This is a genomic window from Burkholderia sp. BCC1988 (assembly GCF_905339895.1).
GTDB lineage: Bacteria > Pseudomonadota > Gammaproteobacteria > Burkholderiales > Burkholderiaceae > Burkholderia.
Map to the genome: position 1 here is coordinate 263192 of NZ_CAJPHA010000009.1, position 24080 is coordinate 287271.

The 24080-nt window shown below is 66.3% G+C and carries 26 protein-coding genes and 3 tRNA genes; 12 read left to right on the top strand and 17 right to left on the bottom strand.

All coding sequences use genetic code 11. The features are described 5' to 3' along the window. Positions 1 to 12 precede the first annotated feature (12 nt). Complete coding sequence (locus tag U4012_RS15760; protein WP_321799784.1) at positions 13 to 240, top strand: DUF4224 domain-containing protein; 228 nt, start codon at positions 13 to 15, stop codon at positions 238 to 240. Continuing rightward, a complete protein-coding gene (locus tag U4012_RS15765) occupies positions 209 to 1411 on the top strand; it encodes a hypothetical protein (protein WP_321799786.1) in 1203 nt (400 codons plus the stop codon). Before U4012_RS15760 ends, U4012_RS15765 begins: the two co-directional genes overlap by 32 nt. A gap of 85 nt (positions 1412 to 1496) precedes the next feature. Here the strand turns inward: U4012_RS15765 and U4012_RS15770 are convergent. The 8 genes from U4012_RS15770 to ssuD all read right to left on the bottom strand — a co-directional run bounded on the left by U4012_RS15770 (position 1497) and on the right by ssuD (position 6609). Beyond that, positions 1497 to 1572: transfer RNA gene (locus tag U4012_RS15770), tRNA-His, on the bottom strand. Positions 1573 to 1631: 59 nt separating this feature from the next. Further along, on the bottom strand, positions 1632 to 2618 hold the full coding sequence (dusA, locus tag U4012_RS15775; RefSeq protein ID WP_044845062.1) for a tRNA dihydrouridine(20/20a) synthase DusA: 987 nt from the start codon (positions 2616 to 2618) through the stop codon (positions 1632 to 1634). 126 nt (positions 2619 to 2744) lie between these two features. Continuing rightward, positions 2745 to 2999, bottom strand: coding sequence for a hypothetical protein (locus U4012_RS15780; RefSeq protein ID WP_044845063.1), 255 nt, complete (start codon positions 2997 to 2999; stop codon positions 2745 to 2747). Between the two features lie 55 nt (positions 3000 to 3054). Further along, on the bottom strand, positions 3055 to 3252 hold the full coding sequence (locus U4012_RS15785; protein WP_044845064.1) for a hypothetical protein: 198 nt from the start codon (positions 3250 to 3252) through the stop codon (positions 3055 to 3057). A gap of 141 nt (positions 3253 to 3393) precedes the next feature. After that, on the bottom strand, positions 3394 to 3609 hold the full coding sequence (locus U4012_RS15790; protein ID WP_006400187.1) for a TOBE domain-containing protein: 216 nt from the start codon (positions 3607 to 3609) through the stop codon (positions 3394 to 3396). A 57-nt stretch (positions 3610 to 3666) separates the two neighbouring features. Next, positions 3667 to 4626 (bottom strand): ATP-binding cassette domain-containing protein, encoded by a 960-nt coding sequence (locus U4012_RS15795; RefSeq protein ID WP_124522225.1) that lies wholly within the window; start codon positions 4624 to 4626, stop codon positions 3667 to 3669. Continuing rightward, positions 4623 to 5435, bottom strand: coding sequence for an aliphatic sulfonate ABC transporter permease SsuC (ssuC, locus tag U4012_RS15800; protein ID WP_044845066.1), 813 nt, complete (start codon positions 5433 to 5435; stop codon positions 4623 to 4625). The genes U4012_RS15795 and ssuC overlap by 4 nt, the downstream gene beginning before the upstream one ends. Positions 5436 to 5451: 16 nt before the next feature. Beyond that, entirely contained in the window at positions 5452 to 6609 is a 1158-nt protein-coding gene (gene ssuD, locus U4012_RS15805) for an FMNH2-dependent alkanesulfonate monooxygenase (RefSeq protein ID WP_044845067.1), read from the bottom strand. A 341-nt stretch (positions 6610 to 6950) separates the two neighbouring features. Between ssuD and U4012_RS15810 the strand changes: the two genes are divergently transcribed. Continuing rightward, a complete protein-coding gene (locus U4012_RS15810) occupies positions 6951 to 7379 on the top strand; it encodes a hypothetical protein (RefSeq protein ID WP_321799788.1) in 429 nt (142 codons plus the stop codon). 123 nt (positions 7380 to 7502) lie between these two features. Here the strand turns inward: U4012_RS15810 and U4012_RS15815 are convergent, their stop codons facing one another. From U4012_RS15815 to U4012_RS15825, 3 genes are read right to left on the bottom strand one after another with little or no spacing between them, the layout of a single operon-like run. Further along, a complete protein-coding gene (locus U4012_RS15815; protein ID WP_321799789.1) occupies positions 7503 to 8651 on the bottom strand; it encodes an enoyl-CoA hydratase/isomerase family protein in 1149 nt (382 codons plus the stop codon). Positions 8652 to 8682: 31 nt separating this feature from the next. Then, positions 8683 to 9021, bottom strand: coding sequence for a DMT family transporter (locus U4012_RS15820; protein ID WP_044845070.1), 339 nt, complete (start codon positions 9019 to 9021; stop codon positions 8683 to 8685). Between the two features lie 3 nt (positions 9022 to 9024). Next, a complete protein-coding gene (locus U4012_RS15825; RefSeq protein ID WP_044845071.1) occupies positions 9025 to 9522 on the bottom strand; it encodes a heme-degrading domain-containing protein in 498 nt (165 codons plus the stop codon). A gap of 214 nt (positions 9523 to 9736) precedes the next feature. Between U4012_RS15825 and U4012_RS15830 the strand changes: the two genes are divergently transcribed. The 7 genes from U4012_RS15830 to U4012_RS15860 all read left to right on the top strand — a co-directional run bounded on the left by U4012_RS15830 (position 9737) and on the right by U4012_RS15860 (position 15092). Beyond that, positions 9737 to 9813: transfer RNA gene (locus U4012_RS15830), tRNA-Met, on the top strand. Between the two features lie 165 nt (positions 9814 to 9978). Continuing rightward, positions 9979 to 10524 carry an NUDIX hydrolase gene (locus tag U4012_RS15835; RefSeq protein WP_040144100.1) on the top strand — a complete coding sequence of 182 codons (546 nt, stop codon included), beginning with the start codon at positions 9979 to 9981 and terminating at the stop codon, positions 10522 to 10524. A gap of 11 nt (positions 10525 to 10535) precedes the next feature. Continuing rightward, complete coding sequence (gene aat, locus U4012_RS15840; RefSeq protein ID WP_044845072.1) at positions 10536 to 11300, top strand: leucyl/phenylalanyl-tRNA--protein transferase; 765 nt, start codon at positions 10536 to 10538, stop codon at positions 11298 to 11300. Positions 11301 to 11333: 33 nt separating this feature from the next. After that, entirely contained in the window at positions 11334 to 12164 is an 831-nt protein-coding gene (locus U4012_RS15845; RefSeq protein ID WP_124522241.1) for an arginyltransferase, read from the top strand. A gap of 178 nt (positions 12165 to 12342) precedes the next feature. Continuing rightward, positions 12343 to 13380 (top strand): quinone-dependent dihydroorotate dehydrogenase, encoded by a 1038-nt coding sequence (locus U4012_RS15850; protein ID WP_044845074.1) that lies wholly within the window; start codon positions 12343 to 12345, stop codon positions 13378 to 13380. A gap of 102 nt (positions 13381 to 13482) precedes the next feature. Then, on the top strand, positions 13483 to 14277 hold the full coding sequence (locus U4012_RS15855; protein WP_257773138.1) for a cystine ABC transporter substrate-binding protein: 795 nt from the start codon (positions 13483 to 13485) through the stop codon (positions 14275 to 14277). 122 nt (positions 14278 to 14399) lie between these two features. Next, complete coding sequence (locus U4012_RS15860; RefSeq protein WP_044845076.1) at positions 14400 to 15092, top strand: amino acid ABC transporter permease; 693 nt, start codon at positions 14400 to 14402, stop codon at positions 15090 to 15092. A 64-nt stretch (positions 15093 to 15156) separates the two neighbouring features. Here the strand turns inward: U4012_RS15860 and U4012_RS15865 are convergent, their stop codons facing one another. The 6 genes from U4012_RS15865 to rnr all read right to left on the bottom strand — a co-directional run bounded on the left by U4012_RS15865 (position 15157) and on the right by rnr (position 22336). Further along, positions 15157 to 16143 carry a Gfo/Idh/MocA family oxidoreductase gene (locus U4012_RS15865; protein WP_321799791.1) on the bottom strand — a complete coding sequence of 329 codons (987 nt, stop codon included), beginning with the start codon at positions 16141 to 16143 and terminating at the stop codon, positions 15157 to 15159. A gap of 101 nt (positions 16144 to 16244) precedes the next feature. After that, the gene (locus tag U4012_RS15870; RefSeq protein WP_044845078.1) at positions 16245 to 16961 is read right to left on the bottom strand and encodes a FadR/GntR family transcriptional regulator; all 717 of its coding nucleotides are present in this window, start codon (positions 16959 to 16961) and stop codon (positions 16245 to 16247) included. Positions 16962 to 17245: 284 nt separating this feature from the next. Continuing rightward, positions 17246 to 17938: a ribose-5-phosphate isomerase RpiA gene (rpiA, locus tag U4012_RS15875; RefSeq protein WP_321799792.1), complete on the bottom strand. Its 693-nt coding sequence runs from the start codon at positions 17936 to 17938 to the stop codon at positions 17246 to 17248. A gap of 88 nt (positions 17939 to 18026) precedes the next feature. Then, positions 18027 to 18899, bottom strand: a complete 873-nt coding sequence (locus U4012_RS15880; protein ID WP_321799793.1) for an N-acetylmuramoyl-L-alanine amidase — start codon at positions 18897 to 18899, stop codon at positions 18027 to 18029. A gap of 80 nt (positions 18900 to 18979) precedes the next feature. Continuing rightward, a complete protein-coding gene (gene rlmB / locus U4012_RS15885; RefSeq protein ID WP_044845081.1) occupies positions 18980 to 19723 on the bottom strand; it encodes a 23S rRNA (guanosine(2251)-2'-O)-methyltransferase RlmB in 744 nt (247 codons plus the stop codon). 150 nt (positions 19724 to 19873) lie between these two features. Further along, positions 19874 to 22336, bottom strand: a complete 2463-nt coding sequence (gene rnr / locus U4012_RS15890; protein ID WP_044845082.1) for a ribonuclease R — start codon at positions 22334 to 22336, stop codon at positions 19874 to 19876. A 249-nt stretch (positions 22337 to 22585) separates the two neighbouring features. Between rnr and U4012_RS15895 the strand changes: the two genes are divergently transcribed. Next, positions 22586 to 22672 (top strand) — tRNA-Leu (locus tag U4012_RS15895). Positions 22673 to 23007: 335 nt separating this feature from the next. Beyond that, the gene (locus U4012_RS15900; RefSeq protein ID WP_321799795.1) at positions 23008 to 23997 is read left to right on the top strand and encodes an aliphatic sulfonate ABC transporter substrate-binding protein; all 990 of its coding nucleotides are present in this window, start codon (positions 23008 to 23010) and stop codon (positions 23995 to 23997) included. Positions 23998 to 24080: the final 83 nt, after the last annotated feature.

The window sequence follows — 24080 nt, forward strand, 5'->3', positions numbered from 1 at the left end:
GGAAATCCTAGCATGAGTGATTACCTCACCGCCGGAGAACTGGCCGACCTTGTCGGCTGCAAACCGAACCAGCGCGCAGCAATGACGCGGTGGCTCGAGCAAAACCACTGGCGATTTGTCGTCGACAAATCCGGCCTGCCGAAAGTCGCGCGCGCGTACCGCGACCAGAAGCTCGGCCTCTCCGTTGAAAAGAAAACCGCAAAATTCGATGCCGGCCCGAACCTCCAAGCATTCGCGTGAAAATGAATCGACCGGGATCGACCGTCTGTACCGGCGCAACGGAGCACGGAAGATCTCGTTTTGGTACAAGTACCCTGACGGTCGCTCCGAAACCCTCTCCAGCGCGCCACGCGGCGACCGCTCCGCGATCGCAATCGCGGAGCGCACAGCGAAGCGTCGCGCGATCGACATACAGGAAGGTGCGATCATTGCCGACTCAGTCGGCCAAGCGATCGAGCGATTTCGCGACCAAGTCGACCCCGAGCACTTTCGCGACCAATCACGTGACGGCAAGGCCGTGCGCAATTCAGCCTACGACCGCCTGATCCGGTTCTTCGGCCGCATGGCGCCGCAGCGGCTCGAAACCATCCACGGCTACCAGTTCCTCGACGCGCGCGCGAAGGCAGGCGCGCCGATCGGCGCCAACAAGGACATGGCGTTGATGTCGACGATGTGCAATTACTGGATCCGCTGGGGACTCATCAAGGCAAACCCGTTTGTCGGGATGATGCAGAACAAGGCAGAGAAGGACGTTCGCGCTATCGAGCGCCACCAGATCCTCCGCTTCTACCTCTGGGCGCTGCGCCAGGATCAGGCGTACCGGACGATGGGCCTCGCCGCGATGTTCTGCTATCTCACTGGATTCCGCGCCGCCGAAGTGCGTCCGTACCACATGTCCGGATTGACGGACGCCGGCGTGCGCGTCGTCGGCGCAAAGCGAAAGAAAGGCGAAGCGCAGACCGTGAAGCTCCGGCACTGGTCGCCGCGGCTGCATGCCGTTGTCGAGCGCGCGAAGCGCGGCCGGAAAGTCGACAGCCTGTTCCTCTTCCCAAACCGGAAGGGGCAGATGTATTCAAAGAGTGGATGGGCGTCGGTGTGGCAAGACGCGATGTATGCCTACATCGGCGCGTATGACGCTGAGATCGCGAAAGAGTTCGAGGTAAAGAAGATGCGCGAGGCGGCGCAGCGGATCGCCAACCGAATCAACCGGCCGGTCAAAGGTGGGATGGAGCTGATGCTCACGAAGCACGCCGACTACTTTTCGCTGCTGGACATTCGTCCGGCCGCGATCACGACGAAACTCGAAAATCGATCGGCCGATGCATACGATTTCGCGGCGCACTCGAACCCGAGCACAACGCACAGACACTACGATAGGCGGAAGGTTAAAGCGGCGGACGCGACGGAGTGAAATTCCGAAATTGCGTTTTTCGTTCCGAATTTCATACCGTGGAAAACAAAACAGGCGCCTAAGCGCCTGTTTTGTTTGATAATTTTGGGGTGGCTGATGGGACTCGAACCCACGACAACAGGAATCACAATCCTGGACTCTACCAACTGAGCTACAGCCACCACTGATACTGCTTTGTTTCTTCGCTGTTTCGTTTCGTGTTCAGCAGCGAAGAACAAGATTATACGAAGACTTTTCCGTCTTGCAAAGCATTTTTTTCAAAAATTTCTTCGGCGTCGTTCAGATGCGTGCGCGCCTCGTCGAACACGGCCAGATCGCCGCGCGCGAGCTTCTTGTTGTCGGACAGCACACGACGCCAGCCGCGCGCACCCGCGACGCCACGATAGAGCCCGAGAGCATGCCGCACGATCGCGCCGAGATACGTGCCGCGCTTCAGTTCCGCCGCGCAGTATTCGATCAGTTTCGCCTCGGCCTCTTCGCGCGTCGGCACCGCCGCAGTCGACCCGTAGAAGCGCGCATCGACACCCGCGAGCACATACGGGTTGTGATAAGCCTCGCGGCCGAGCATCACGCCGTCCACGTGCTCGAGATGCTGCGCGACTTCGTCGAGCGTCTTGATCCCGCCGTTGATCACGATCTCCAGCGACGGGAAATCGCGCTTCAGCTGATACGCATAGTCGTACTTGAGCGGCGGGATCTCGCGGTTCTCCTTCGGCGACAGCCCCTTCAGGATCGCATTGCGCGCGTGCACCACGAACGTTTCGCAGCCAGCCTCCGCCACCGTGCCGACGAAGTCCCGCACGAACGCATAATCCTCGACCGCGTCGACACCGATCCGGTGCTTGACCGTGACCGGCACCGACACCGCATCGCGCATCGCCTTCACGCAGTCGGCAACGAGTTGCGGCTCGTTCATCAGGCACGCGCCGAACGCACCGCGCTGCACGCGCTCGGACGGACAGCCGCAATTCAGGTTGATCTCGTCGTAGCCCCACTGCTCGCCGAGTTTCGCGGCGCGCGCGAGATCGTCCCGTTCGCTGCCGCCCAGTTGCAGCGCGACCGGCGATTCGTTCGGCGTGAACGCGAGATGCCGCTGGGCGTCGCCGAACAGCAGCGCGCCCGTCGTGATCATTTCCGTATACAGCCACGTGTCGCGCGTCAGCGTGCGATGGAACGACCGGCAATGACGGTCGGTCCAGTCGAGCATGGGCGCCACGGAAACGCGGCGGGGAGGAAGCGAGGACGGTACGGACATGGAATTCGGGGCAGCAAGCGGCGCGGGAAACAACCCGACATTTTACCGCAACGCGACCAGGCCGGCCCGGCAGCCTGACTAGACCGGCCCGCCGTCGCCCAGTTCGGCGTCGACGGCCCGCCGCGCCTCGTCGAGTACGCGCTCGATCACGCGCCGTTCGGTCAGCAGCATCCCGTCGACTTTCACGAGCCGCCAGTCGATCCGCACGGCCGAGCCCTGCAGCACGCGGTAGTGCGCATGCTCGCCGTCCCACACCTGCTCGGTCTTCACCTCGATCTCGTAGCCGCGGTACGGCTCGCTGAAATCGCCGAGATCGCTGCCTCTCGGTTCCATCGCTCGCTCCGTGGCGACACGGCGCCAGGCCGCCGCGGCGGCCGGCGCCGTGCGCTCAATCGTATTCGTTGGACAAAACGGATTTGCCATCGGCGGTCAGGTCGACACGGTCGGCCGCCGCCTGATAGATCAGCCCTTCGTTCAGCAACGCATAGACGACGTCGTCGAACGCGGCAGGGACCGGCCGGCTGTCGCCGAACTGGTCGATCCACTTCAGCGCCACGATGGCTTCGGGAGAAAGGATGGGGGTCATGCGTTGGCCTCCGGCGTCGGTGTCGTTCCATCCTAGCACTTCGTCCTGACGCCGAATACCGAGGCAAACGCTCGACCATGAAACCGAGGCGCCGCGGACGGCCAGACGGCCCGTCCGCGGCACCCTGCACCGGAAACGCGCTCAAAGGCGCGCGATCGACACCTCGGTGGATTTCACGAGCGCGACGACTTCCGCGCCGACCTTCAGTTCGAGTTCGTCGACCGAACGCGTCGTGATCACCGACGTGACGATGCCGAACGGCGTCTCGACGTCGACCTCGGACACCACGGGCCCGCGAATGATCTCCTTCACCTTGCCTTTGAACTGGTTACGCACGTTGATTGCAGTGATGCTCATCGGGTTGATCGCTCCGAAGAAAAAAGTCTGAGAACGGGCGGCCGGTGCCGCCCGGATTTAAACGGCCCAGCGAATCTGCCCGACCGGTCGTACGTGCTCCACCTCAGGCACCGCACCCTGCTCGCCCCCGCCCGGCCCGCCGGCGAGTACGCGTTGCAGCACACGGTCTTCCAGCGCCGCGAATGCGGCCGACGCGCGCGCACGCGGCCGGTCGAGCGGAACGGACTGATCGAGGGCGACGCGCCCTTGCTCGATCAGCAGGATCCGGTCGCCGAGCGCGACGGCTTCCTGCACGTCGTGCGTGACGAGCAGCGCGGTGAACCGATGCTCGCGCCACAAGCGCTCGATCAGCGCATGCATCTCGATGCGGGTCAGCGCGTCGAGCGCACCGAGCGGCTCGTCGAGCAGCAGCAATTGCGGCCGGTGCACGAGCGCGCGGGCGAGCGCGACCCGCTGCCGCTGGCCGCCCGACAGCTGGGCGGGCCAGTCATTCGCGCGCTCGAGCAGCCCGACTTCATCGAGCACCGCGCGCGCCTGGTCGCGTGCCCCGCGGCCCAGGCCCAGCATCACGTTCTGCAGCACGGTCTTCCACGGCAGCAGTCGCGCATCCTGGTACATGATCCGGGTGTCGAGCGTGCCGCCACCCTCGCCGCGCGTCACGAGCGCACCGCTGCTCGGCGCCTCGAGCCCCGCGACGAGACGCAGCAGCGTGGATTTTCCGCAGCCGCTGCGGCCGACGATCGCGACGAAGCTGCCGCGCGCGATGCCGAGTTCGACGTTGTCGAGCACGGTGCGCGTGCCGAAGCGCTTGCTGACGCCCGACAGCGTCACCGCGTCGTCGGCTGCCGGGCTGCCCGCGCGCCGCCGCGCGAGCGGAACGACGGATGCACCGCCGTCCCGATCGACGATCGCCGCATCGCGTGCGTCGTCGTCCGTCACGCGTGCCTGCACCAGTTCGGCCTCGAGGTCTGCGCCGGCGAGCGGGCCGTAGGCGGCCGCCGAAGTCGTCGCATTCATGCCTTTGCTCCTGATTGATAAGCGGGGTGCCAGCGCAGCGTCACGCGCTCGATCCATTTCGCCAGCACGTCGGCCAGCTTGCCGAGCACCGCATACAGCAGGATGCCGACCACCACCACATCGGTTTGCAGGAATTCGCGCGCGTTCATCGTCATGTAGCCGATGCCCGATTGCGCGGAGATCGTTTCCGCGACGATCAGCATCACCCACATCAGCCCGAGCGCGAAGCGCACGCCGACGAGAATCGACGGCAATGCGCCGGGCAGGATCACGTCGCGATACAGCGCGAAGCCGCGCACGCCATAGCTCTTGGCCATCTCGATCAGGTTCGCGTCGACCGAGCGGATTCCGTGATACGTGTTGATGTAAACCGGGAAGAACACGCCGAGCGAAACGAGGAACAGCTTCGCCTTCTCGTCGATGCCGAACCACAGGATCACGAGCGGAATCATCGCGAGCGCGGGGATGTTGCGGATCATCTGGATCGTCGAATCGAGCGCGACCTCCGCCGCTTTCGACAGGCCGGTCGCGAGCCCGAGCGCGAGACCCACGCCGCCGCCGATCGCGAAGCCGAACAGCGCGCGCCAGGTACTGACCTTCACGTTCGCCCACATCTCGCCCGACGTCACGAGCGACCACGCGGCACGCACGACCGCCAGCGGCTCGGGCAGCACGCGGGTCGACAGCCAGCCGACGCGCGCGCCGACCTCCCATGCGGCCAGCAGCGCGAGCGGCACGAGCCACGGCGCGATGCCGCGCCAGGCGCGGGCGGCCACGGCGGCGCCCGTCGTCGACGTTTTCGTTGTCATCGCAGGCCTCCTTCGTTCAGCTCTGGCTCGCCTTCGGCAGGTAGTTGTTGCCGACGATCTCGCCGAACGGCCCCGACAGCGGGCCGGACGGACGCGCCGCGCCCTTGCCCTTGATCAGCGGGAACACGAGCTCGGCGAAGCGGTACGACTCCTCGAGGTGCGGATAGCCGGACAGGATGAACGTCTCGATGCCGAGATCCGCGTATTCGCGCATGCGTTCCGCGACCTGCTCGGGGTTGCCGACGAGCGCGGTACCCGCGCCGCCGCGCACGAGACCGACACCGGCCCACAGGTTCGGATACACCTCGAGCGCCTCGCGGCCGCCGCGCTTGCCGCCGTGCAGCGCGGCCATCCGGCGCTGGCCTTCCGAATCCATGTTCGCGAATGCCTGCTGCGCGCGGGCGATCGTCTCGTCGTCGAGACGGCTGATCAGGCGGTCGGCATCGCGCCACGCCTCGTCCTCGGTCTCGCGCACGATCACGTGCAGGCGGATGCCGAACTTGATCTTGCGGCCGCGCGCCTCGGCGCGGGCGCGGATGTCGGCGATCTTCTTCGCGACGGCCTCGGGCGGCTCGCCCCAGGTCAGGTAGGTGTCGATGTGATCCGCGGCGATCGCGTGCGCGGCCGGCGACGATCCGCCGAACCACAGCGGCGGATGCGGGCGCTGCACGGGCGGATACAGCGCCTTGCCGCCCTTCGACTGAAGGTGCTTGCCGATGTAGTCGAAGCCGCCGTTATCGTGCGAGGCGGACAGCAGTCCGCGCCAGATGTTCAGGAAGTCGTCGGTGATCTCGTAGCGCGTATCGTGATCCGCGAACAGCCCGTCGCCTTCGAGTTCGGCGGCATCGCCGCCCGTCACGACGTTGATCAGCAGGCGGCCGCCCGACAGGCGGTCGAACGTCGCGGCCATCCGCGCCGCGAGACCGGGCGATGCGATGCCGGGACGCACGGCGACCAGGAACTTCAGACGCTGCGTCGCCGGAATCAGGCTCGACGCAACGACCCACGCATCCTCGCAGGAACGGCCGGTCGGCAGCAGCACGCCTTCGTAGCCGAGCGTGTCGGCCGCGACGGCGATCTGCTTGAAATAATCGTAATCCGCGGCGCGCGCGCCTTCGGCGGTGCCGAGATAACGGCTGTCGCCGTGCGTGGGAATAAACCAGAAAACATTCATCTGCTGCTCCTGCTTGACTGTCCTTGCCGGAATCTGGATAAAACGAAGCCCTGCTCGCGTCGCGAATCAGCGACGCATGCATGGTGTGCATTCGAATCGGGATGGCTCGCCGGTCAGGCCGTGCCGCGGACGAGTACGCGATTGCACGGCTGTTTCTGGGAAATCAGTCTATGGATCGGTGCAGGGCTTTGGAACGATTTTTTTGAGCTTAGGTTTTCCGCTTTCGTGATTAGCACGACGCTCCAGCGAATATCGCATCGGCCGGGCCCTATAATGACGCACCTATCCGAACAACTTCGCGCGGACGGCTCCGGCCGGCCGCGCCTGCAATACGCTCATCGATGCAGAAAGTCATCCTGCCGTTCCTGTCCGGCTTCCTGGCCGCCCTCTTCTTTCGCGAAGCGACGCTCGCGCTCCTGCATACGGCCGACCTGATCGCCGCAGCCGGGTTCTCCACGCAACCGTTCGCGCCGCTCGGCATTCCTGAATTTGTCGCGAACGCGCTGATCAGCGCGTGCTGCGCGATCCCGATGGCGTGGCTGCTGCGCGTGTCGCCGGAGCGCGAAGCGCCGTGGATCGGCGCGCTGGTGTTCGGCGGCGTCGTGCTGACGGCCGCCCGCGTGTTCGCGATCGATCCGCTGCGCGGGATCTGGCCGTCGGGCAACATGATGCCGGTGCTCGCCGCCGGTTTCGCCGCGAACGCGGTGTGGGGTTTCGGTGCGCTGGTGTTCATGCGCGCGTTCATGTCGGACGACGCCGGCGACGAATAACGCGCGGCTTGCGGCGAGGCCCCGGCCCTGCCGCCGAGCCGGATCGGCATCCGTAAACGCAAACGCAAAGGCCGCCTGCACATGCAAGCGGCCTTTTTGCTTTTCGCTTCGATACCGCGCGCGTCAGTCCTTCAGGTTGCGCAGCGGATGCGTGTCGGGCGTCCACGGGCTGTCGAACATCGCGAGCACGTCGGCCCGGTCGATATCGGCCGTCGACTTGAAACGCCAGACCGGCTGTTGATCCTTGTCGACGATCAGCGCGCGCACGCCTTCGATCACGTCGCCGTGCGCGAACGTCGAACGCGTGAGGTCGAGATCGCGCCGCAGGCAATCGGCCATCGTCGCGCCGCGCGCGCGCTCGACGACTTCGAGCGACACGGCCATCGACAGCGGCGACAACTGGCTGCGCATCGCGTGGGTCGCCTTCTCGACCCATCCGTCGATGGCCGCGCAATCCTGCTCGGCGTCGAGCGACGCCAGGATCGCGCCGATATCGGGCTGCGCGAAATGCCGGTCGATCCCGGCGCGCGCGTCGGCCAGCGCCGACGTGTCGGGCGTCGGCACGACCTTGTGCGCGGCAGCTGCGTCGGCCACGCACGCGACGGCCTGCGCGCCGCTGTCGATCCGCGCGCCGTGCAGCGTATCGAGCAGCGCCGGCAGCGCGGCGTCAGGCAGGTATACGTCGGCGAGCTGCGCATACAGTGCGCCGGCCGCGTCGAGCGTCGTGCCGGTCACCGCGAGATAGCGGCCGAGCGCGCCCGGCGTGCGCGCGAGGAACCAGCTCATCCCGACGTCCGGGAACAGCCCGATGCGCGTTTCGGGCATCGCCATCTTCGTCGAATCGGTGACCACACGCAGGCCGCCCGTATGTCGCGCCGCCTGCGAAATGCCCATGCCGCCGCCCATCACGACGCCGTGCATCAACGCGATGTACGGTTTCGGATAGGTGAAGATCGTATGGTTGAGCGTGTATTCCTCGATGAAGAACGTGTCGACCGCATCGCGATCGCCGCGCTGCCACGCAGCGTGGAAGAAGCGCACGTCGCCGCCCGCGCAGAACGCGCGCGGATGCGGGCTGTGCACGACGACGGCCGTCACCTCCGCTTCGTCGCGCCATGCATCGAGCGCCTGCTGCATCAGTCGGATCATCCCCACCGACAGCGCATTCAGCGCCTTCGGCCGGTTCAGTTCGAGATAGCCGATGCGGTTCGCGACATACGCGCGCACGTCGGGCTGGGCGGCTTCGGCGGAAGCGGCAGTGGAATCGGTCATGTGAGCCATCCGGCGTATCGCGGGCGCACGCTCAGTGCGCCTGCATCTTCGAGAACAGGTTCAGCACCACGACGCCCGAGACGATCAGCCCGAGGCCGATCACGGCCGGCAGGTCCGGCACCTGGCGATAGAGCAGCATCGCGACGAGCGTGATCAGCACGATGCCGGCCCCCGACCACACCGCATAGATGATGCCGACGGGCATCGTGCGCAGCGTGAGCGACAGACAGTAGAACGCGATGCCGTAACCGGCCACGACGAGCGCCGACGGCCAGAAGCGCGTGAAGCCGTCCGCCGCGCGCAGCGCGGACGTGCCGACCACTTCCGCGACAATCGCGATCGCGAGCCATGCGTAACCCGGAATCTGCATCGCTCAGCTCCTTGCAAGTGCCAGCACGGCATAGTCCTGCCCGAGCTCGGCGCACAGGGCTTCGACGACGAACTCGTGATCCGCGCGCTGCGGCAGCCCCGATGCGGTGATCGAGCCGATCACGCCGGCCCCTGCGACGGTCAGCGGAAACGCGCCGCCGTGCGGCGAATAGTCGGAGATCGGCAGCCCGTGCTTGTCGGCGAGCGTGGCGCCGGCCTGCTGCATGCGCAGGCCGATCGCATACGAACTGCGGCGGAAGTGCGCGACGACGTTGCGCTTGCGGCGTACCCAGTCGGCGTTGTCCGGCGTCGCGCCGGCGAGCGCCGCATAGAACAGCGGCTGGCCGAACGTGACGATGTCGATCGCGATCGCATGGCCGCGCGACGTCGCGAGCGCGTGCATCCGGTTGCCGAGCGCCCAGGCACGAGCCGGGTCGAAATGGGGAAACACGAGCGCCTGTTCCTGCGCGCCGATCGATTGCAGATCGTGAGCGATGTCCATGAATCCGTCGATGCAGTAGTGAGTGTTGCAACGGCACCGACGCGATCGCGCGCGACGCCGCTGCAGGCGTGAACGACACAAGCAAACCGCTCGATTCTAGCGCACGCGCCTGCCGTACCGGCCCTGCCGGCGTCCCGCCGGCGCTTGAAACGCGATTGTCAGAAAGTGCTTGCAAGCATTCGGGTTAGTCCATATAATTCATTTCTTCGACGGACGCGGGGTGGAGCAGTCTGGCAGCTCGTCGGGCTCATAACCCGAAGGTCGTAGGTTCAAATCCTACCCCCGCAACCAACGTCCCCATTCATGCAAAAAGCCCGGCTCCACGCCGGGCTTTTTGTTTTCCGGCGCGCGATTGCGCGCCTCGCACGTTGCGCTTCGCGCCGCGCGCATGCGCTCGCGTTCGAGAATGCCCCGCCCCGGTGATACACTCGCATCACCTCGTCCCTTCCACTCGACATGAAATTCTGCTCCGTCTGCGGTCACGAAGTCATCGCGCGCATTCCTCCGGGCGACAACCGCGAGCGCTTCATTTGCGATCACTGCGGCACGATCCATTACCAGAATCCGCGCAACGTGGTCGGCACGGTGCCGGTCTGGGGCGATCAGGTGCTGCTGTGCCGCCGTGCGATCGAACCGCGCTACGGTTTCTGGACGCTGCCGGCAGGATTCATGGAAATGGGCGAGACGACGGCCGAGGCCGCCGCGCGCGAAACGCTCGAGGAAGCCGGCGCACGCGTCGAGGTTCAGAACCTGTTCACGCTGCTCAACGTGCCACACGTGCACCAGGTCCATCTGTTCTATCTGGCGCGGCTCGTCGATCCGGCTTACGAGGCCGGCGAGGAAAGCCTCGAGGTCAAGCTGTTCGACGAAGCCGACATTCCGTGGGACGAGATCGCGTTCCCGACCGTCAGCCAGACGCTGCGCTTCTTCTTCGCCGATCGCGCCGCCGGCGACTACGGCGTCCACACCGGCGATATCTTCCGCTCGCTGCGCAACGGCTGAGCCCGCGCCTCATGGTCCCCTGGCTCGGCCCGGACGATCCGTTCCCGCCTGTCGAACGCGCGCTCGGCCCCGCGACCGGCGCGCCGGGGCTGCTCGCCGCGAGCGCCGACCTGCTGCCGTCCCGCCTGATCGAGGCCTACCTGCGCGGCATCTTCCCGTGGTATTCGGACGGCCAGCCCGTGCTGTGGTGGAGCCCCGACCCGCGGATGATCCTCGCGCCGGCCGAATTCAAGGTGTCCCCGTCGCTGCGCAAGACGCTCAAGCGCGTGCTGCGCGACCCCGCGTGGGAAGTGCGCGTCGACCATGACTTTCCGGGCGTGATGCGCGCATGTGCGCAAGCGCCGCGCCGCGGGCAGCGCGGCACCTGGATCACGGCCGAAATCATCGACGCGTATTCGTCGCTCTACCGTTCCGGCAACGCGCACAGCATCGAGGCGTGGCACGACGGGCGACGCGTGGGCGGGCTCTACGGCGTCGCGTTCGGGCGGATGTTTTTCGGCGAATCGATGTATGCGGATGTCACCGATGCGTCGAAGATCGCGCTCGCGACGCTCGTCGCCCACCTTCGCGAGCAGGGGCTGGAGATGATAGACTGCCAGCAGAATACGTCGCATCTAGCGTCGCTCGGTGGCCGCGAGATCGCACGCAAGGCCTTTGTCGCTCACGTGCGCCGCGCGGTAGCCGAACCGCCGATTCCGTGGCAGTTCGACAAGCGTGTGCTCGCCATGCTGACGAGCCCTGCCGAACCGGCCGCCCCCTCCGGGATCGAGCGCTAGCGCGGCACTCCCTCCCTGCATCGAGAGCTGCCCATGACTCACCCGACTGAGCTGCCGCTTTCACCGCTTTCGGCGCTGCAATTCTATGCAACGGCGCCCTATCCGTGCAGCTATCTGGACGGCCGCGTCGCGCGCTCGCAAGTCGCGACGCCGAGCCACCTGATCAATTCCGACATCTATACCGAACTCGTGAAGGCCGGCTTCCGGCGCTCGGGCGTGTTCACCTATCGCCCGTACTGCGACGGCTGCCGTGCCTGCGTGCCGGTGCGCGTGCCGGTCGGCGCGTTCACGCCGTCGCGCACCCAGCGCCGGATGTGGAAGCGGCACCGCGCGCTCGTCGCGACGGTCTCGCCGCTGCACTACGACGAGGAGCACTACGCGCTCTACATGCGCTACCAGTCGGCGCGCCACGCGGGCGGCGGCATGGATCGCGACAGCCGCGACCAGTACGAGCAGTTCCTGCTGCAGAGCCGGATCAATTCGCGCCTCGTCGAATTCCGCGACCTCGACGCGCCGGGCGGCGAGCCCGGCAAGCTGCGCATGGTCAGCATGATCGACATCCTCGGCGACGGACTGTCGTCGGTCTATACGTTCTTCGAGCCGGACGAGCAGCACACGAGCTACGGCACGTACAACATCCTGTGGCAGATCGAGCAGGCGAAGAGCCTCGGCCTGCCGTACGTGTATCTCGGCTACTGGATCCGCGAGAGCCCGAAGATGGCCTACAAGGCCAACTTCCATCCGCTCGAAGGGTTGCTCGACGGCCGCTGGAAAATACTCGATCCGGATCGTGTCGACCTGCCGCCGGTCGACGCGGCACTCGCCCGCGCGCCGCTGCCGGGCGGACATTCCGGGTCGGGCTGACGGGCCATCCCGCGGCGCGGCGGCGCGCCTGCAACGGGCACCTTGCGGCCCTTGCACGCGTTGCCGCGCGGCACAAGCGGTGCCACCGGCCGCGCATGCGAAGCGAAGCCCGCCCCTGCCGCGCAACTCCCGGTAAAATAGCGGGTTGTCATTCATTCCGGCCGTCCGCCCAATTCCCGTGTTCAGTTCCCTCTATCCGCTGGCCCGCGCATCCCTGTTCAAGATGGATGCGGAAGACGCTCACCACCTCACGCTGCGCGCGCTCGGCGCGGCCGGCCGCACGGGCCTCGCCTGCGCGCTGTCGGCCCGCGTGCCCGATGCGCCACGCACCGTGATGGGGCTCACGTTCCGCAACCCGGTCGGCCTCGCCGCCGGCCTCGACAAGGACGGCGCGGCCATCGACGGCCTCGCGGCGCTCGGCTTCGGCTTCATCGAGGTCGGCACGGTCACGCCGCGCCCGCAGCCGGGCAATCCGCGCCCGCGGATGTTCCGCCTGCCGCAGGCGGAAGCGCTGATCAACCGGATGGGCTTCAACAACCACGGCGTCGATCAGTTCGTGAAGAACGTCCAGGCGGCCCGCTATCGCGGCATCCTCGGCCTGAACATCGGCAAGAACGCCGACACGCCGATCGAACGCGCCGCGGAAGACTATCTCTACTGCCTCGAGCGCGTGTATCCGTTCGCAAGCTACGTGACGATCAACATTTCGTCGCCGAACACGAAGAACCTGCGCCAGCTGCAGGGCGCGGGCGAACTCGACGCGCTGCTCGCCGCGCTGAAGGACAAGCAGCAACGCCTCGCCGACCTGCACGGCAAGCTCGTGCCGCTCGCGCTGAAGATCGCGCCCGATCTCGACGACGAACAGGTCAAGGAAATCGCCGACACGCTGCTGCGCCACAAGATCGAAGCGGTCATCGCCACCAACACGACGCTGTCGCGTGCGGCCGTGCAGGGCCTGCCGCACGCCGACGAAGCCGGCGGCCTGTCGGGCCGTCCGGTGTTCGATGCGTCCAACGAAGTGATCCGCAAGCTGCATGCCGAAGTCGGCAGCGCGGTGCCGATCATCGGCGTCGGCGGCATCTTCTCGGGCGAGGACGCGCGCGCGAAGCTCGCGGCCGGCGCGTCGCTCGTCCAGCTGTACACGGGCTTCATCTATCGCGGCCCCGCGCTCGTCGCCGAGTGCGTGAAGGCGATCGCGCGCGAACGCGCCGCGTAATATAGCCATAAACAAACGATATTTAATGGTCGATTGTATTTTTGCTATGATCGACCCCACAGTCAGAATCAAGCGCCCCGCTGGGGCAAGGAAGCTCACACGATGAAAATTTCGCTGCTGAAGAAGCTGCTGGTCGCCGGCCTGATCGGCACGTCGTTCGCCGCCGCCACCGCGCAGGCGGCCGACCTCCTCGACCAGGTGAAACAACGCGGCACGCTGCGCGTCGGCCTCGAAGGCACGTTCCCGCCGTTCAACTCGAAGAACCCGCAAGGCGAACTCGTCGGCTTCGACGTCGACATCGCGAATGCCATCGCCGCGAAGCTCGGCGTGAAGGCCGAGTTCGTCACGACCGAATGGAGCGGCATCATCGCGGGCCTGCAGGCCGGCAAGTTCGACGTGATCGCCAACCAGGTCGGCATCACCGACAAGCGCAAGGAAACGCTCGACTTCTCGCCCGCGTACACCTATTCGTCCGCCCAGCTGATCCAGCGCAAGGACGACACGCGCCAGTTCAAGTCGCTCGACGACCTGAAGGGCAAGAAGCTCGGCGTCGCGCTCGGCACGAACTACATGGACATGGCGAAGTCGGTGCCCGGCATCGACGTGAAGACGTACCCGGGCGCGCCCGAGTATCTGCGCGACCTCGCGGCCGGCCGTCTCGATGCGGCGCTCAACGACCGCCTGATGCTCGCGTACCTGACGAAGAACTCGCAACTGCCGCTGCGCCCGGGCGCGAACGTCGGCTCGGCGAATCCGTCGGGCATCCCGTTCAAGAAGGGCAACCCGAAGTTCCAGAAGGCGATCGACGATGCGATGGCGCAACTCGAGGCCGACGGCACGTTCACGAAGATCTCGGACAAGTGGTTCGGCATCGACGTGACGAAGCCGGTCAAGTAAGCACGCCTCTGCTTCCCGCCTGACGGCGGGCCGGAAAGGGCGGCATCCGAAACGATGCCGCCCTTTGTTTTATCGGTCCGGTTTATGATTGCGCTTTCGCGCACGCATTCGATTCGTATTCCATGTCGACAACGTCCCTGCTCGTCCAATCGCTGCCGGTGCTCGCCCAGGGTGCCGTACTGACCGTCAAGTTCGCCGTGCTGTCGATGGTGTTCGGCCTGCTCGGCGCCGTCGTGCTCGCGATGATGGGCATCCGGCAAAGCGAACCGCTCGACGGCTTCGAACGCATCTGGGTCAACGCGCTCGCGGGGCTCGCGCGCGCCTACGTGAGCCTGATGCGCGGCACGCCGCTGCTCGTGCAGATCTTCGTCATCTATTACGGACTGCCGAGCCTCGGCATCTCGCTCGACCCGACGCCGGCCGGCGTGATCGCGCTCTCCGCGAACGTCGCCGCTTACATGTCCGAAAGCATGCGCGGCGCGATCAACGGGATCGCGCGCGGCCAATGGCTGGCAGCCTACAGCCTCGGGCTGTCGTGGGGGCAGACGCTGCGCTACGTGATCGGCCCGCAGGCGCTGCGCATCGCGGTGCCGAGCCTGTCGAACAGCCTGATCAGCCTGATCAAGGACACGTCGCTCGTGTCCGTCATCACCGTGACCGAACTGCTGCGCAGCGCGCAGGAAGTGATCGCGGCGACCTACCAGCCGTTGCCGCTGTACCTGGCCGCCGCCGCGATCTACTGGGTGCTGTGCCAGATCCTCGAATGGGTCCAGCGCTGGTACGAAAAGCGCCTGTCGCTGCCCGCGCGGCACTGAGCACGTCGCCTCTCCCGCCGGGCCGCGGATGCGCGCCCGGCTCCCGCCTTCCCGTCCTTCCCGCCTACTCGCCCGAATAGCGCACGCCGAGCGCCGCGCGTGCCGCATCGGTCATCGCGATCATGCGCCGCGAATGGTCGTGCGTCATGATCGGGCTCTCGAGTTCGCCCGCGCGCAGCAGGTCGCAGAAATGCGCGGTCTCGTAGTTCAGGCCGCCGCCGTCGACCGGCGCGTCGAGTTCGACCGTGCGCCCGTCCGCATAGCGGATCGTCGCCCGCGCGGGGTTCCACCACTTCTCGTGAATCGTCACGTGCCCGCCTGCCGCGGCGATCAGCGCATCGCCGCGCCCCATCACGTCGAGCCCGCAAAAGAGCTGCGCAATGCCGCCGTTCGCGTGGCGGCTGTTCAGGCTCGCGAACACGTCGACGCCCGTCGCGCCGACGCGGCCGAGCGTCTGCACGTCGACTGCCGCGCCGAGCCAGTCGACCGCGAGAAACGCTTCGTAGATCCCGATGTCGAGCAGCGCGCCGCCGGCGCGGTCGAGCCGATAGACGGAATGATCGTCCGGCACCGACGACGACGCGCAGCCCGCGCGCACGAGCCGAATCTCGCCGATCGGATCGTCATGCAGATGCGCGCGCAACTGACGATACAACGGAAAGAACGGCGGCTTCATCGCTTCCATGAAGAGCCGGCCGGCCGTGCGTGCCGCATCCAGCACGGCATCGAGCTGCGTCGCGTTCAGCGTCGCGGGTTTTTCGCACAGCACGGCCTTGCCGGCGGCGAGCGCCGCTTGCGCGTAGTGCGCGTGACTGTCGTGGAGGGTCGCGATATAGATCGCGTCGATGTCGCTCGCGAGGAGCGCGTCGAGGCTGGCGGCAGGCGTGCCGCCGCAGCTGTCGGAGAAAGCGGTTGCCGCATCGGCGCGGCGCGCCCACACGCCGGCGAGCGTGGCACCCGGCACGTGCGCGAGGCTTTGCGCGAAACGGCGTGCGATGCTGCCTGCGCCGACGATGCCGAAGCGCACCGGGCGGTTGTCGAATTCGTTCATCCGGATCTTCCGTGTCGGTCGTATGACGGTGACCGGCACGCTGCCGGCCGGCCGTCATGATAAACGGCTCGCCGGCACAGGGATAAGCGACGCGCGCCGATTCAGGCGCGCACGGGCACGTCGACGGAGAAATCGCGCGAGATCTCGTCGGCGCTGAAATCGATCAGGGCGAGCGACGCCGCCTCGGCTTCGCGCGGATCGCGGCGTTCGATCGCATCGACGACGCGCGCATGCGCCTTCACCGCGATGTCGTGCGCACCGTCCTTCTGCGCGACGCGCGGATTCACGAGCCGCACAGCGCCGCGCACGATCGCCGCCATCTGCTGGAAGAACTGGTTGCCGCTCGCCTGGACGATTCGCGTGTGCAGCAGTTCGTCCGCCGTGTCGTAACCGGGGTCGCCCGGTTGCAACACCTTGAACGCTTCGAACGCCTCGCGGATGCCCGCGATGTCGGCCGCCGTCGCACGGACCGCCGCCTGCGCGGTCGCGCGCGGTTCGATCAGCATCCGGAATTCGATGACGTCGCGCATGAACTGCGGATCCGGCTTCGCACGAAACCGCCAGCTCACCACGTCTTCATCGATCATGCGCCAGTCGCGCATCGGCCGAACGCGCGTACCGACTTTCGGACGCACGTCGAGCATGTCGCGCGCGAGCAACATCGACAATGCTTCGCGCATCACCGTGCGACTCACGTCGAACTCTTTCGACAGCACATCCTGCGGCGGCAGAATGCCGCCGTACTTGTCCTCGACGATACCTGCGACAAGCCCATCCATCACTTTGGCGACCAGTGACCGGTCTTTGCCCTGCTCCATGACACCTCCCCGTGCGTCGATTTGCGAACACCTGCTCCGCAGTTCCGCCGGCCCTGGTTACGACTGTTCTTATGATCTATAAGTTGATGAGTTCGGGGATATTTCGCTATCTGGTAAACACCTGACAGGGTTATCCCTCTTTTTGATGCGGTTGATTTATAAGGCTTCAAAAAAAGCCCGGAAAGCGCGCTGCGCTTGCCGGGCCGGGCTTTCCACGAACTTTGAACATGCAATCCATTACGGCATCCGGATGCCATTACGGACTGCTTCTCATTCAGTTTCGATTAATCGGGATAAACAATCGTTTCAACGCCGTTTGCCGTGCCGAGCAGGCACAGATTCGCGCCGCGCGCGGCGAACAGGCCGACCGTCACGACGCCCGGCCATGCGTTGACCTGCGCCTCGAAACCGCGCGGATCGGTGATTTGCAACCCCTTGACGTCGATGATCTCGTTGCCGTTGTCGGTGATGTACGGCGCGCCGTCCTTCGTCACGCGCAGCACCGGCACGCCGCCCAGCGCGGTCACGCGCCGGCCGATCGCCGTGCGTGCCATCGGCACGACCTCGATCGGCAGCGGGAATGCACCGAGCACCGGCACGCGCTTGCTGCCGTCCGCGATGCAGACGAACGTATCGGCCACCGACGCGACGATCTTTTCGCGCGTCAATGCGCCGCCGCCGCCCTTGATCATTGCACCGCTTGCGTCGATCTCGTCGGCGCCGTCGACGTACACCTGCAGCGATTCGACCTCGTTCAGGTCGAACACCTTGATACCGTGCGATTTCAGGCGTTCGGTGGTCGCGACGGAGCTCGACACGGCGCCGCGATAGCGCGACTTGACGGCCGCGAGCGCGTCGATGAAGCAGTTGGCGGTCGAGCCGGTGCCGACGCCGATCACGGCGCCTTCCGGCACGTTCTGGATCACATAATCGGCGGCCGCCTGGCCGACCAGGCGTTTGAGTTCGTCTTGAGTCATGGGGGTGGGAATACAGCGGGATTGCGGAAAACCGCCAGTTTACCGGACTCGGGAGACGACCCGGGCATTTTCGGTGGGGTGCCGGCGATCACGGCGCGCCGGTGGCGGATGCGTCGCCCGCCGGCGGCGTGGCGGAGAAATACTTGTCGAGCAGCGCCTGCGCGATCGCATCGGTTTCGGCGTCCGGATCGCCCGCATAGTCGGCCGGCCGGAAATGCATCTGGAACGCCGCGAACACGCGTCGCGTGCGGGTGTCGAGCACGCCGTCGGCCGGCACGTCGTAGCCGTAGCGCGCGAGCTTCAGCTGCAGTTCGCGCACGTCGACGAGCGCGTGCGGATCGCGGCCGCCGAGCCGGGCGGCCACGGTCGCATCGTCCGGCCACGCGCCGACACCGGCTTGCGCGAGCGCATGCCACGGGAACAGCGGCCCCGGATCGATCTTGCGTTGCGGCGCGATGTCGCTGTGCCCGACCACGCGCGTCGGCGGAATCCGGTAGCGCGCGACGACATCTTTCGACAGACGGATCAGCGCCTCGACCTGTTCGGGCGGATACGGCTGCCACGTGCGGTTTTGCGGATCGAGCGGGCCGCGATTCACGTTCTCGATGCCGATCGACGCTGCGTTGAGCTCGGTCGTGCCCTGCCATTCGCTGATGCCCGCCTGCCATGCGCGTTCCGATTCGGGCACGAGCTGGTAGACCACCGGCATCCCGCGTTCGATGCGCGGTTGCGGCGGCACGACGTAGTGCGCGCTGACCGAATCGCCCGTCAGCGTGCGCAGCGATTTCGCTTCGTCGCTTTCGGTGTAATGCATCACGAGAAAGCGGATCCGCGAATCGGCGCCGCGTGCGTGCAAGCTCGTGTCGGCGTAGTAAGTGCCGCGCCCGACCAGTGACGGCGACGTGCAGGCGGCCAGCAGGCCGAGGATGGCGCACGATGCGCCGAGGCGAAACAGGGTCATGTTCGCGAGTTCCGGGAGGCGCGTGCCGCGCGTAGTCGCGGCACGCGCAGCGCGCGAGACCGCGCGCGTCAGCCCGTGTATCAGCCCTTCACGCGCCGCTGCCGCACCGCTTCATACAGGCACACGCCGCTCGCGACCGACACGTTCAGGCTTTCCACGCTGCCGGCCATCGGGATGCTCATCACTTCGTCGCAGGTGTCGCGCGTGAGCCGGCGCATGCCTTCGCCTTCCGCACCCATCACGATGGCGACGGGACCGTCGAGCTTCGTGTCGTACAGCGTGCCCGACGCCTCGTCCGACGTACCGATGACCCACACGCCCGCGTCCTTCAGCTCGCGCAGCGCGCGGGCGAGGTTCGTGACCGTGATGTACGGCACCGTGTCGGCCGCGCCGCTCGCGACCTTCGCCGCGGTCGCGTTCAGGCCGACCGCGCGGTCGCGCGGCGCGATCACCGCATGCGCGCCGGCCGAATCGGCGACACGCAGGCATGCGCCGAGGTTGTGCGGATCGGTGACGCCGTCGAGCACCAGCAGCAGCGCCGGGCCCTGGATGCCGTCGAGCAGCTCGGACAGGTTCTGTGCGAGCGGGACATCCTCGACGCGCGCAACGACGCCCTGGTGGCGCTCGGTATGCGCGAGGCCCCACAGGCGGGTTTCATCGGCCGCAATCAGCCGCACGCCCGCTTCCTTCGCGGCGTGCAGGAAGTCCTGCATGCGGCGGTCGCGGCGCGTCTGGTCGTACAGCACCTCCGCAACCGTCGACGCATCGTGCCGCAAACGTGCGGTCACCGCATGAAAACCGTAAAGAACCTTCAGACGAGACATGACTGGAACAACCTTCGATCAAACGTGCGGCCGCGCGACGTGCGCAGCCGCGATCCATGGAAAAGGAAAGCGCCGCGTTGCCGGCCGGTGACCGGTCAAGCGCGGCGTCTCTCGATACTGCAAGGGCGTGCGCGTGCGCGCCCCGAACGCTCAATACTTCTTGCGGGCGTGCACCTTCTTCGCGGCCGTCTTCGCCGCCGCACCGCCCTTCTTCTTCGCAGCCCGTGCGGCGCGCGCCTCCTTCACCGCAACGGTCGGTGCGCTGGCCGCCTTCTTGCGGCGCGGCGCGGCGTCCTCCACCGGCGGCAACGCGCGCACGCGCGGGCCGCCGCGATCGTTACCGTTGCCGGCAACAGCCGGCGCCGGTGCCGGACGCGGCGCCTTCACCGGCGTGTCGCGCACGAGGCGGAAGTCGATCTTGCGTGCGTCGAGATCGACGCGGCTCACCTGCACGCGCACGCGATCCGACAGGCGATAGCGGATGCCCGTGCGCTCGCCGCGCAGCTCGTTCTTGATCTCGTCGTACTGGAAGTAGTCCGAGCCGAGTTCCGTGACGTGCACGAGCCCTTCGATGAACAGCGTATCGAGCTGCACGAAGATGCCGAACGACGTGACGCCGTTCACCATCCCGCCGTACTCCTCGCCGAGCTTGTCGCGCATGAAGTAGCACTTGAGCCAGGCCTCGACGTCGCGCGACGCTTCGTCGGCACGGCGCTCGTTCGCCGAGCAGTGCAGGCCGAGTTCTTCCCAGATCGCCGTGTTCGAGCGCGAACGGCCGCGCGCTTCGTCGTCGGCCTGCTGCATCGCGCGGGCGCGCGGCGACAGCGCGGTGTTCAGCTCGAAGCCGTCCGGCGCCTTCGGCACGTACTTCTTGCCGGACAGGATCGCGTAGATCGCGCGGTGCGTGAGCAGGTCGGGATAGCGGCGGATCGGGCTCGTGAAGTGCGCGTACGCCTCGTACGCGAGACCGAAGTGACCGATGTTGTCCGGGCTGTAGACGGCCTGCTGCATCGAGCGCAGCAGCATCGGCTGCAGCATCTGCGCGTCGGGCCGGTCGCGGATCTGCGCCATCAGCGCCGCGTAGTCGCTCGCATGCGGCTTGTCGCCGCCGCCGAGCGAGAGGCCCATCCCGCGCAGGAACGCGCGCAGGTTCTCGAGCTTCTCCGGCGTCGGCCCCGCGTGCACGCGGTACAGGCCCGGGTGCTTGTGGCGCTTCAGGAAATCGGCCGCGCACACGTTCGCGGCCAGCATGCATTCCTCGATCAGCTTGTGCGCATCGTTGCGCTGACGCGGGACGATCTGCTCGATCTTGCCTTGCGAGTTGCAGACGATGTAGGTCTCGGTCGTGTCGAAGTCGATCGCGCCGCGCTTCTGGCGTGCGGCGAACAGCGCCTTGTAGACGCCGTACAGATCCTGCAGGTGCGGCAGCAGGTCCGCGCGGCGCGCGGCCTCCGGCCCCTTCGTGTTCGACAGCACGGCCGCGACTTCGGTGTACGTGAGTCGCGCGGCCGAATGGATCACGGCCGGATAGAACTGGTACGCCTTGATCTCGCCGCGCGCGGTAATCACCATGTCGCACGCGAGCACGCAGCGATCGACCTGCGGGTTCAGCGAACAGAGGCCGTTCGACAGCTTCTCCGGCAGCATCGGGATCACGCGGCGCGGGAAGTAGACCGACGTACTGCGCTCGAGCGCGTCGGCATCGAGCCCGCTGCCCGGCTGCACGTAGTGCGACACGTCGGCGATCGCGACGATCAGGCGGAAGCCGTCGCCGCGGCCGACCTTGGTCGGCTCGCAGTAGACGGCATCGTCGAAGTCGCGGGCATCCTCGCCGTCGATCGTCACGAGCGGCACGTCGCGCAGGTCGACGCGGAAGCGCAGGTCGGTCGGCCGTACCTTGTCCGGCAGCGCGGCGGCTTCGTCGAGCGCCGGCTGGCTGAATTCGTGCGGCACGCCGTACTTGCGCACGGCGATCTCGATTTCCATGCCCGGATCGTCGATGTCGCCGAGCACTTCGACGACGCGGCCGAGCGGCTGCGAATGGCGGCTCGGGAAGTCGGTCAGTTCGACGACGACGACCTGCCCGACCTTCGCCTTCTTCACGTTCTGCGTGATCAGGATGTCGTGGCCGATGCGCTTGTCTTCGGGGGCGACGATCAGCGCGCCGTTCTCGTTGAGCAGGCGGCCGATCACGCGCTTGTTCGCGCGCTCGGTGACTTCGACGACGTGCCCTTCCGGGCGACCGCGGCGATCGTAGCCGACGATCCGCGCGAGCACGCGGTCGTTGTGCATGACCTTCTGCATTTCGCCGTTCGGCAGGAACAGGTCGTCCTGGCCGTCGTCGCGGATCACGAACCCGTAGCCGTCGCGATGGCCCTGCACGCGGCCGGCAACGAAGTTCGACGGATGGGTGAGCTGGTAGTGGCCGCGCTTGTCGAGGCGGATCTGGCCGTCGCGTTCCATCGCGGCGACACGCCGGAAGAACCCCTCGCGCTCCTGACGCTTGATCGACAGCGCTTCGGCGATGTCGTTGGCTGCCAGCGGCGCGTCGCTCGTACGCAGCACGCCGAGAATCTCTTCACGGCTCGGAATGGGGTACGGATATTTGCTCAAGGGTTTGTCGATGATTGTTCTCGTTGCGTTGACTGATGGTGCACGGCATCAACATAGAAGTGTCCGTCAGACAGTTCTATAGTGACGGCGGCGGATCATTCTATCACCCGCCTGTGCCGCCAAATGACGCGAATGCCGCGTGCAGGCGCCGCGGCGACCGGTTTGCGGTGCATCGCAAAAAAGTGTTGACACGATTAATTGGGGCGCTATAATTTCGCTTCTTTGCAGCAAGCAGCTACTGCAAAACGTGCCCAGGTGGCGGAATTGGTAGACGCACTAGGTTCAGGTCCTAGCGGTGGCAACATCGTGGAGGTTCGAGTCCTCTCCTGGGCACCACTTATTTAAAAAAGGTCGGCTTCTGCCGGCCTTTTTCTTTTTCAGGCCCAGGAAGCAAAGCGCCTGCGCGCGTTGCGCGAGGACTCGAAAGGCTGCGCTTGCAAGCGCAGCCGGGGTCGCGCTCGTGTGACCGCGTCCTCTCCTGGGCACCATCTGTTTTTGAAAAGGTCGGCTTCTAGCCGGCCTTTTTTCATTTCCGGCCGCACATTGCGCGTACTGTGCCACGCCATATGCCCGCCACTCCGATCGATAGCAGAATTAATCGGTTATCGATTGCCCTCCCCGTTGGTACGTTAGCCGCCTCGCTTTCAACGAACCCGACGAGGAACCACCCCATGACGTCGATGAACCGCCGCGCGTTCGCGCGCGCGATGCTGGCCGCCGGCCTGAGCGTCGCCGGCATCCGGACGCACGCCGAGAACGCACCCTCCACGTTGCGCATCGGATACCAGAAATCGTCGACGCTCATTACACTGCTCAAGACGCGCGGCACGCTGGAGCAGTCGCTTGCGACGCTCGGCCTGCGCGTGTCGTGGCATGAATTCGCGAGCGGCTTGCCGCTGACCGAAGCGCTCAACGTCGGCGCGGTCGATTTCAGTGCCGACGTGGCCGACACCGTTCCCGTCTTCGCGCAGGCCGCGCATGCGCGCTTCGTATACGTCGCGCAGGAAGCGCCGTCACCGAAAGCGCAGGCCATCATCGTCAAGCGCGACAGCGCGCTGCGCACGCTCGCCGATCTCAGGGGCAAGCGCATCGCCGTCACGAAGGCAGCCGGCAGCCACTACCTGCTGCTTGCCGCACTCGCGCGCGCAAAGCTCACCCCCGCCGACGCCGCAATCCACTACCTGACGCCGGCCGACGGCCGCGCGGCGTTCGAGCGCGGCAGCGTCGATGCATGGATCACGTGGGATCCGTATGTCGCATCGGTCGACGCGAATCCCGACGTGCGGATTCTTGCCGACGGCGACGGGCTTGCGTCGTACCAACGCTATTACCTTGCGTCAAGCAGCTTTGCCGCCGCCCGCCCCGACGTCATCCAGATCGTGTTCGACCAGTTGTCGCAAGCCGGCACCTGGCTGCGCGAACATCAGCAGGAGGCCGCCAATACCCTCGCCCCGATCTGGGGACTCGACGCGAAGACGATCGAGCGCGCGAACGCGCGACGCAGCTATCTCGTGCGCACCGTGGCCACGCAGAACTTCGGTGAGCAGCAGAAGATCGCCGATACGTTCCTCGCGGCCGGTTTGCTGCCCGCCCGCGTCGACACGGGTGAAGCGCTGCGCTGGAATTTCGCGGCAAAGCGTGCGGAGCCGATCGGCGCCTGATGCCCGGAACCTGCAACGCGCGATAATTTTGATCGCCATCGAAAAATTGTGTTGACAGATGCTCCAGACACGCTAGAATAGCG

Bases quoted from the DNA above. Each gene is read 5' to 3' on its own strand.
- U4012_RS15795 (WP_124522225.1), bottom strand. From the start codon at position 4,626: ATGAATGCGACGACTTCGGCGGCCGCCTACGGCCCGCTCGCCGGCGCA.
- ssuD (WP_044845067.1), bottom strand. From the start codon at position 6,609: ATGAATGTTTTCTGGTTTATTCCCACGCACGGCGACAGCCGTTATCTC.
- U4012_RS15900 (WP_321799795.1), top strand. From the start codon at position 23,008: ATGACGTCGATGAACCGCCGCGCGTTCGCGCGCGCGATGCTGGCCGCC.
- ssuC (WP_044845066.1), bottom strand. From the start codon at position 5,435: ATGACAACGAAAACGTCGACGACGGGCGCCGCCGTGGCCGCCCGCGCC.
- dusA (WP_044845062.1), bottom strand. From the start codon at position 2,618: ATGCTCGACTGGACCGACCGTCATTGCCGGTCGTTCCATCGCACGCTG.
- U4012_RS15810 (WP_321799788.1), top strand. From the start codon at position 6,951: ATGCAGAAAGTCATCCTGCCGTTCCTGTCCGGCTTCCTGGCCGCCCTC.
- U4012_RS15820 (WP_044845070.1), bottom strand. From the start codon at position 9,021: ATGCAGATTCCGGGTTACGCATGGCTCGCGATCGCGATTGTCGCGGAA.
- U4012_RS15865 (WP_321799791.1), bottom strand. From the start codon at position 16,143: ATGAACGAATTCGACAACCGCCCGGTGCGCTTCGGCATCGTCGGCGCA.
- U4012_RS15825 (WP_044845071.1), bottom strand. From the start codon at position 9,522: ATGGACATCGCTCACGATCTGCAATCGATCGGCGCGCAGGAACAGGCG.
- U4012_RS15765 (WP_321799786.1), top strand. From the start codon at position 209: ATGCCGGCCCGAACCTCCAAGCATTCGCGTGAAAATGAATCGACCGGG.
- U4012_RS15815 (WP_321799789.1), bottom strand. From the start codon at position 8,651: ATGACCGATTCCACTGCCGCTTCCGCCGAAGCCGCCCAGCCCGACGTG.
- U4012_RS15870 (WP_044845078.1), bottom strand. From the start codon at position 16,961: ATGGAGCAGGGCAAAGACCGGTCACTGGTCGCCAAAGTGATGGATGGG.
- U4012_RS15785 (WP_044845064.1), bottom strand. From the start codon at position 3,252: ATGACCCCCATCCTTTCTCCCGAAGCCATCGTGGCGCTGAAGTGGATC.
- rlmB (WP_044845081.1), bottom strand. From the start codon at position 19,723: ATGTCTCGTCTGAAGGTTCTTTACGGTTTTCATGCGGTGACCGCACGT.
- U4012_RS15880 (WP_321799793.1), bottom strand. From the start codon at position 18,899: ATGACCCTGTTTCGCCTCGGCGCATCGTGCGCCATCCTCGGCCTGCTG.
- U4012_RS15780 (WP_044845063.1), bottom strand. From the start codon at position 2,999: ATGGAACCGAGAGGCAGCGATCTCGGCGATTTCAGCGAGCCGTACCGC.
- U4012_RS15760 (WP_321799784.1), top strand. From the start codon at position 13: ATGAGTGATTACCTCACCGCCGGAGAACTGGCCGACCTTGTCGGCTGC.
- aat (WP_044845072.1), top strand. From the start codon at position 10,536: ATGGTCCCCTGGCTCGGCCCGGACGATCCGTTCCCGCCTGTCGAACGC.
- U4012_RS15790 (WP_006400187.1), bottom strand. From the start codon at position 3,609: ATGAGCATCACTGCAATCAACGTGCGTAACCAGTTCAAAGGCAAGGTG.
- U4012_RS15845 (WP_124522241.1), top strand. From the start codon at position 11,334: ATGACTCACCCGACTGAGCTGCCGCTTTCACCGCTTTCGGCGCTGCAA.
- U4012_RS15860 (WP_044845076.1), top strand. From the start codon at position 14,400: ATGTCGACAACGTCCCTGCTCGTCCAATCGCTGCCGGTGCTCGCCCAG.
- U4012_RS15835 (WP_040144100.1), top strand. From the start codon at position 9,979: ATGAAATTCTGCTCCGTCTGCGGTCACGAAGTCATCGCGCGCATTCCT.
- U4012_RS15855 (WP_257773138.1), top strand. From the start codon at position 13,483: ATGAAAATTTCGCTGCTGAAGAAGCTGCTGGTCGCCGGCCTGATCGGC.
- rpiA (WP_321799792.1), bottom strand. From the start codon at position 17,938: ATGACTCAAGACGAACTCAAACGCCTGGTCGGCCAGGCGGCCGCCGAT.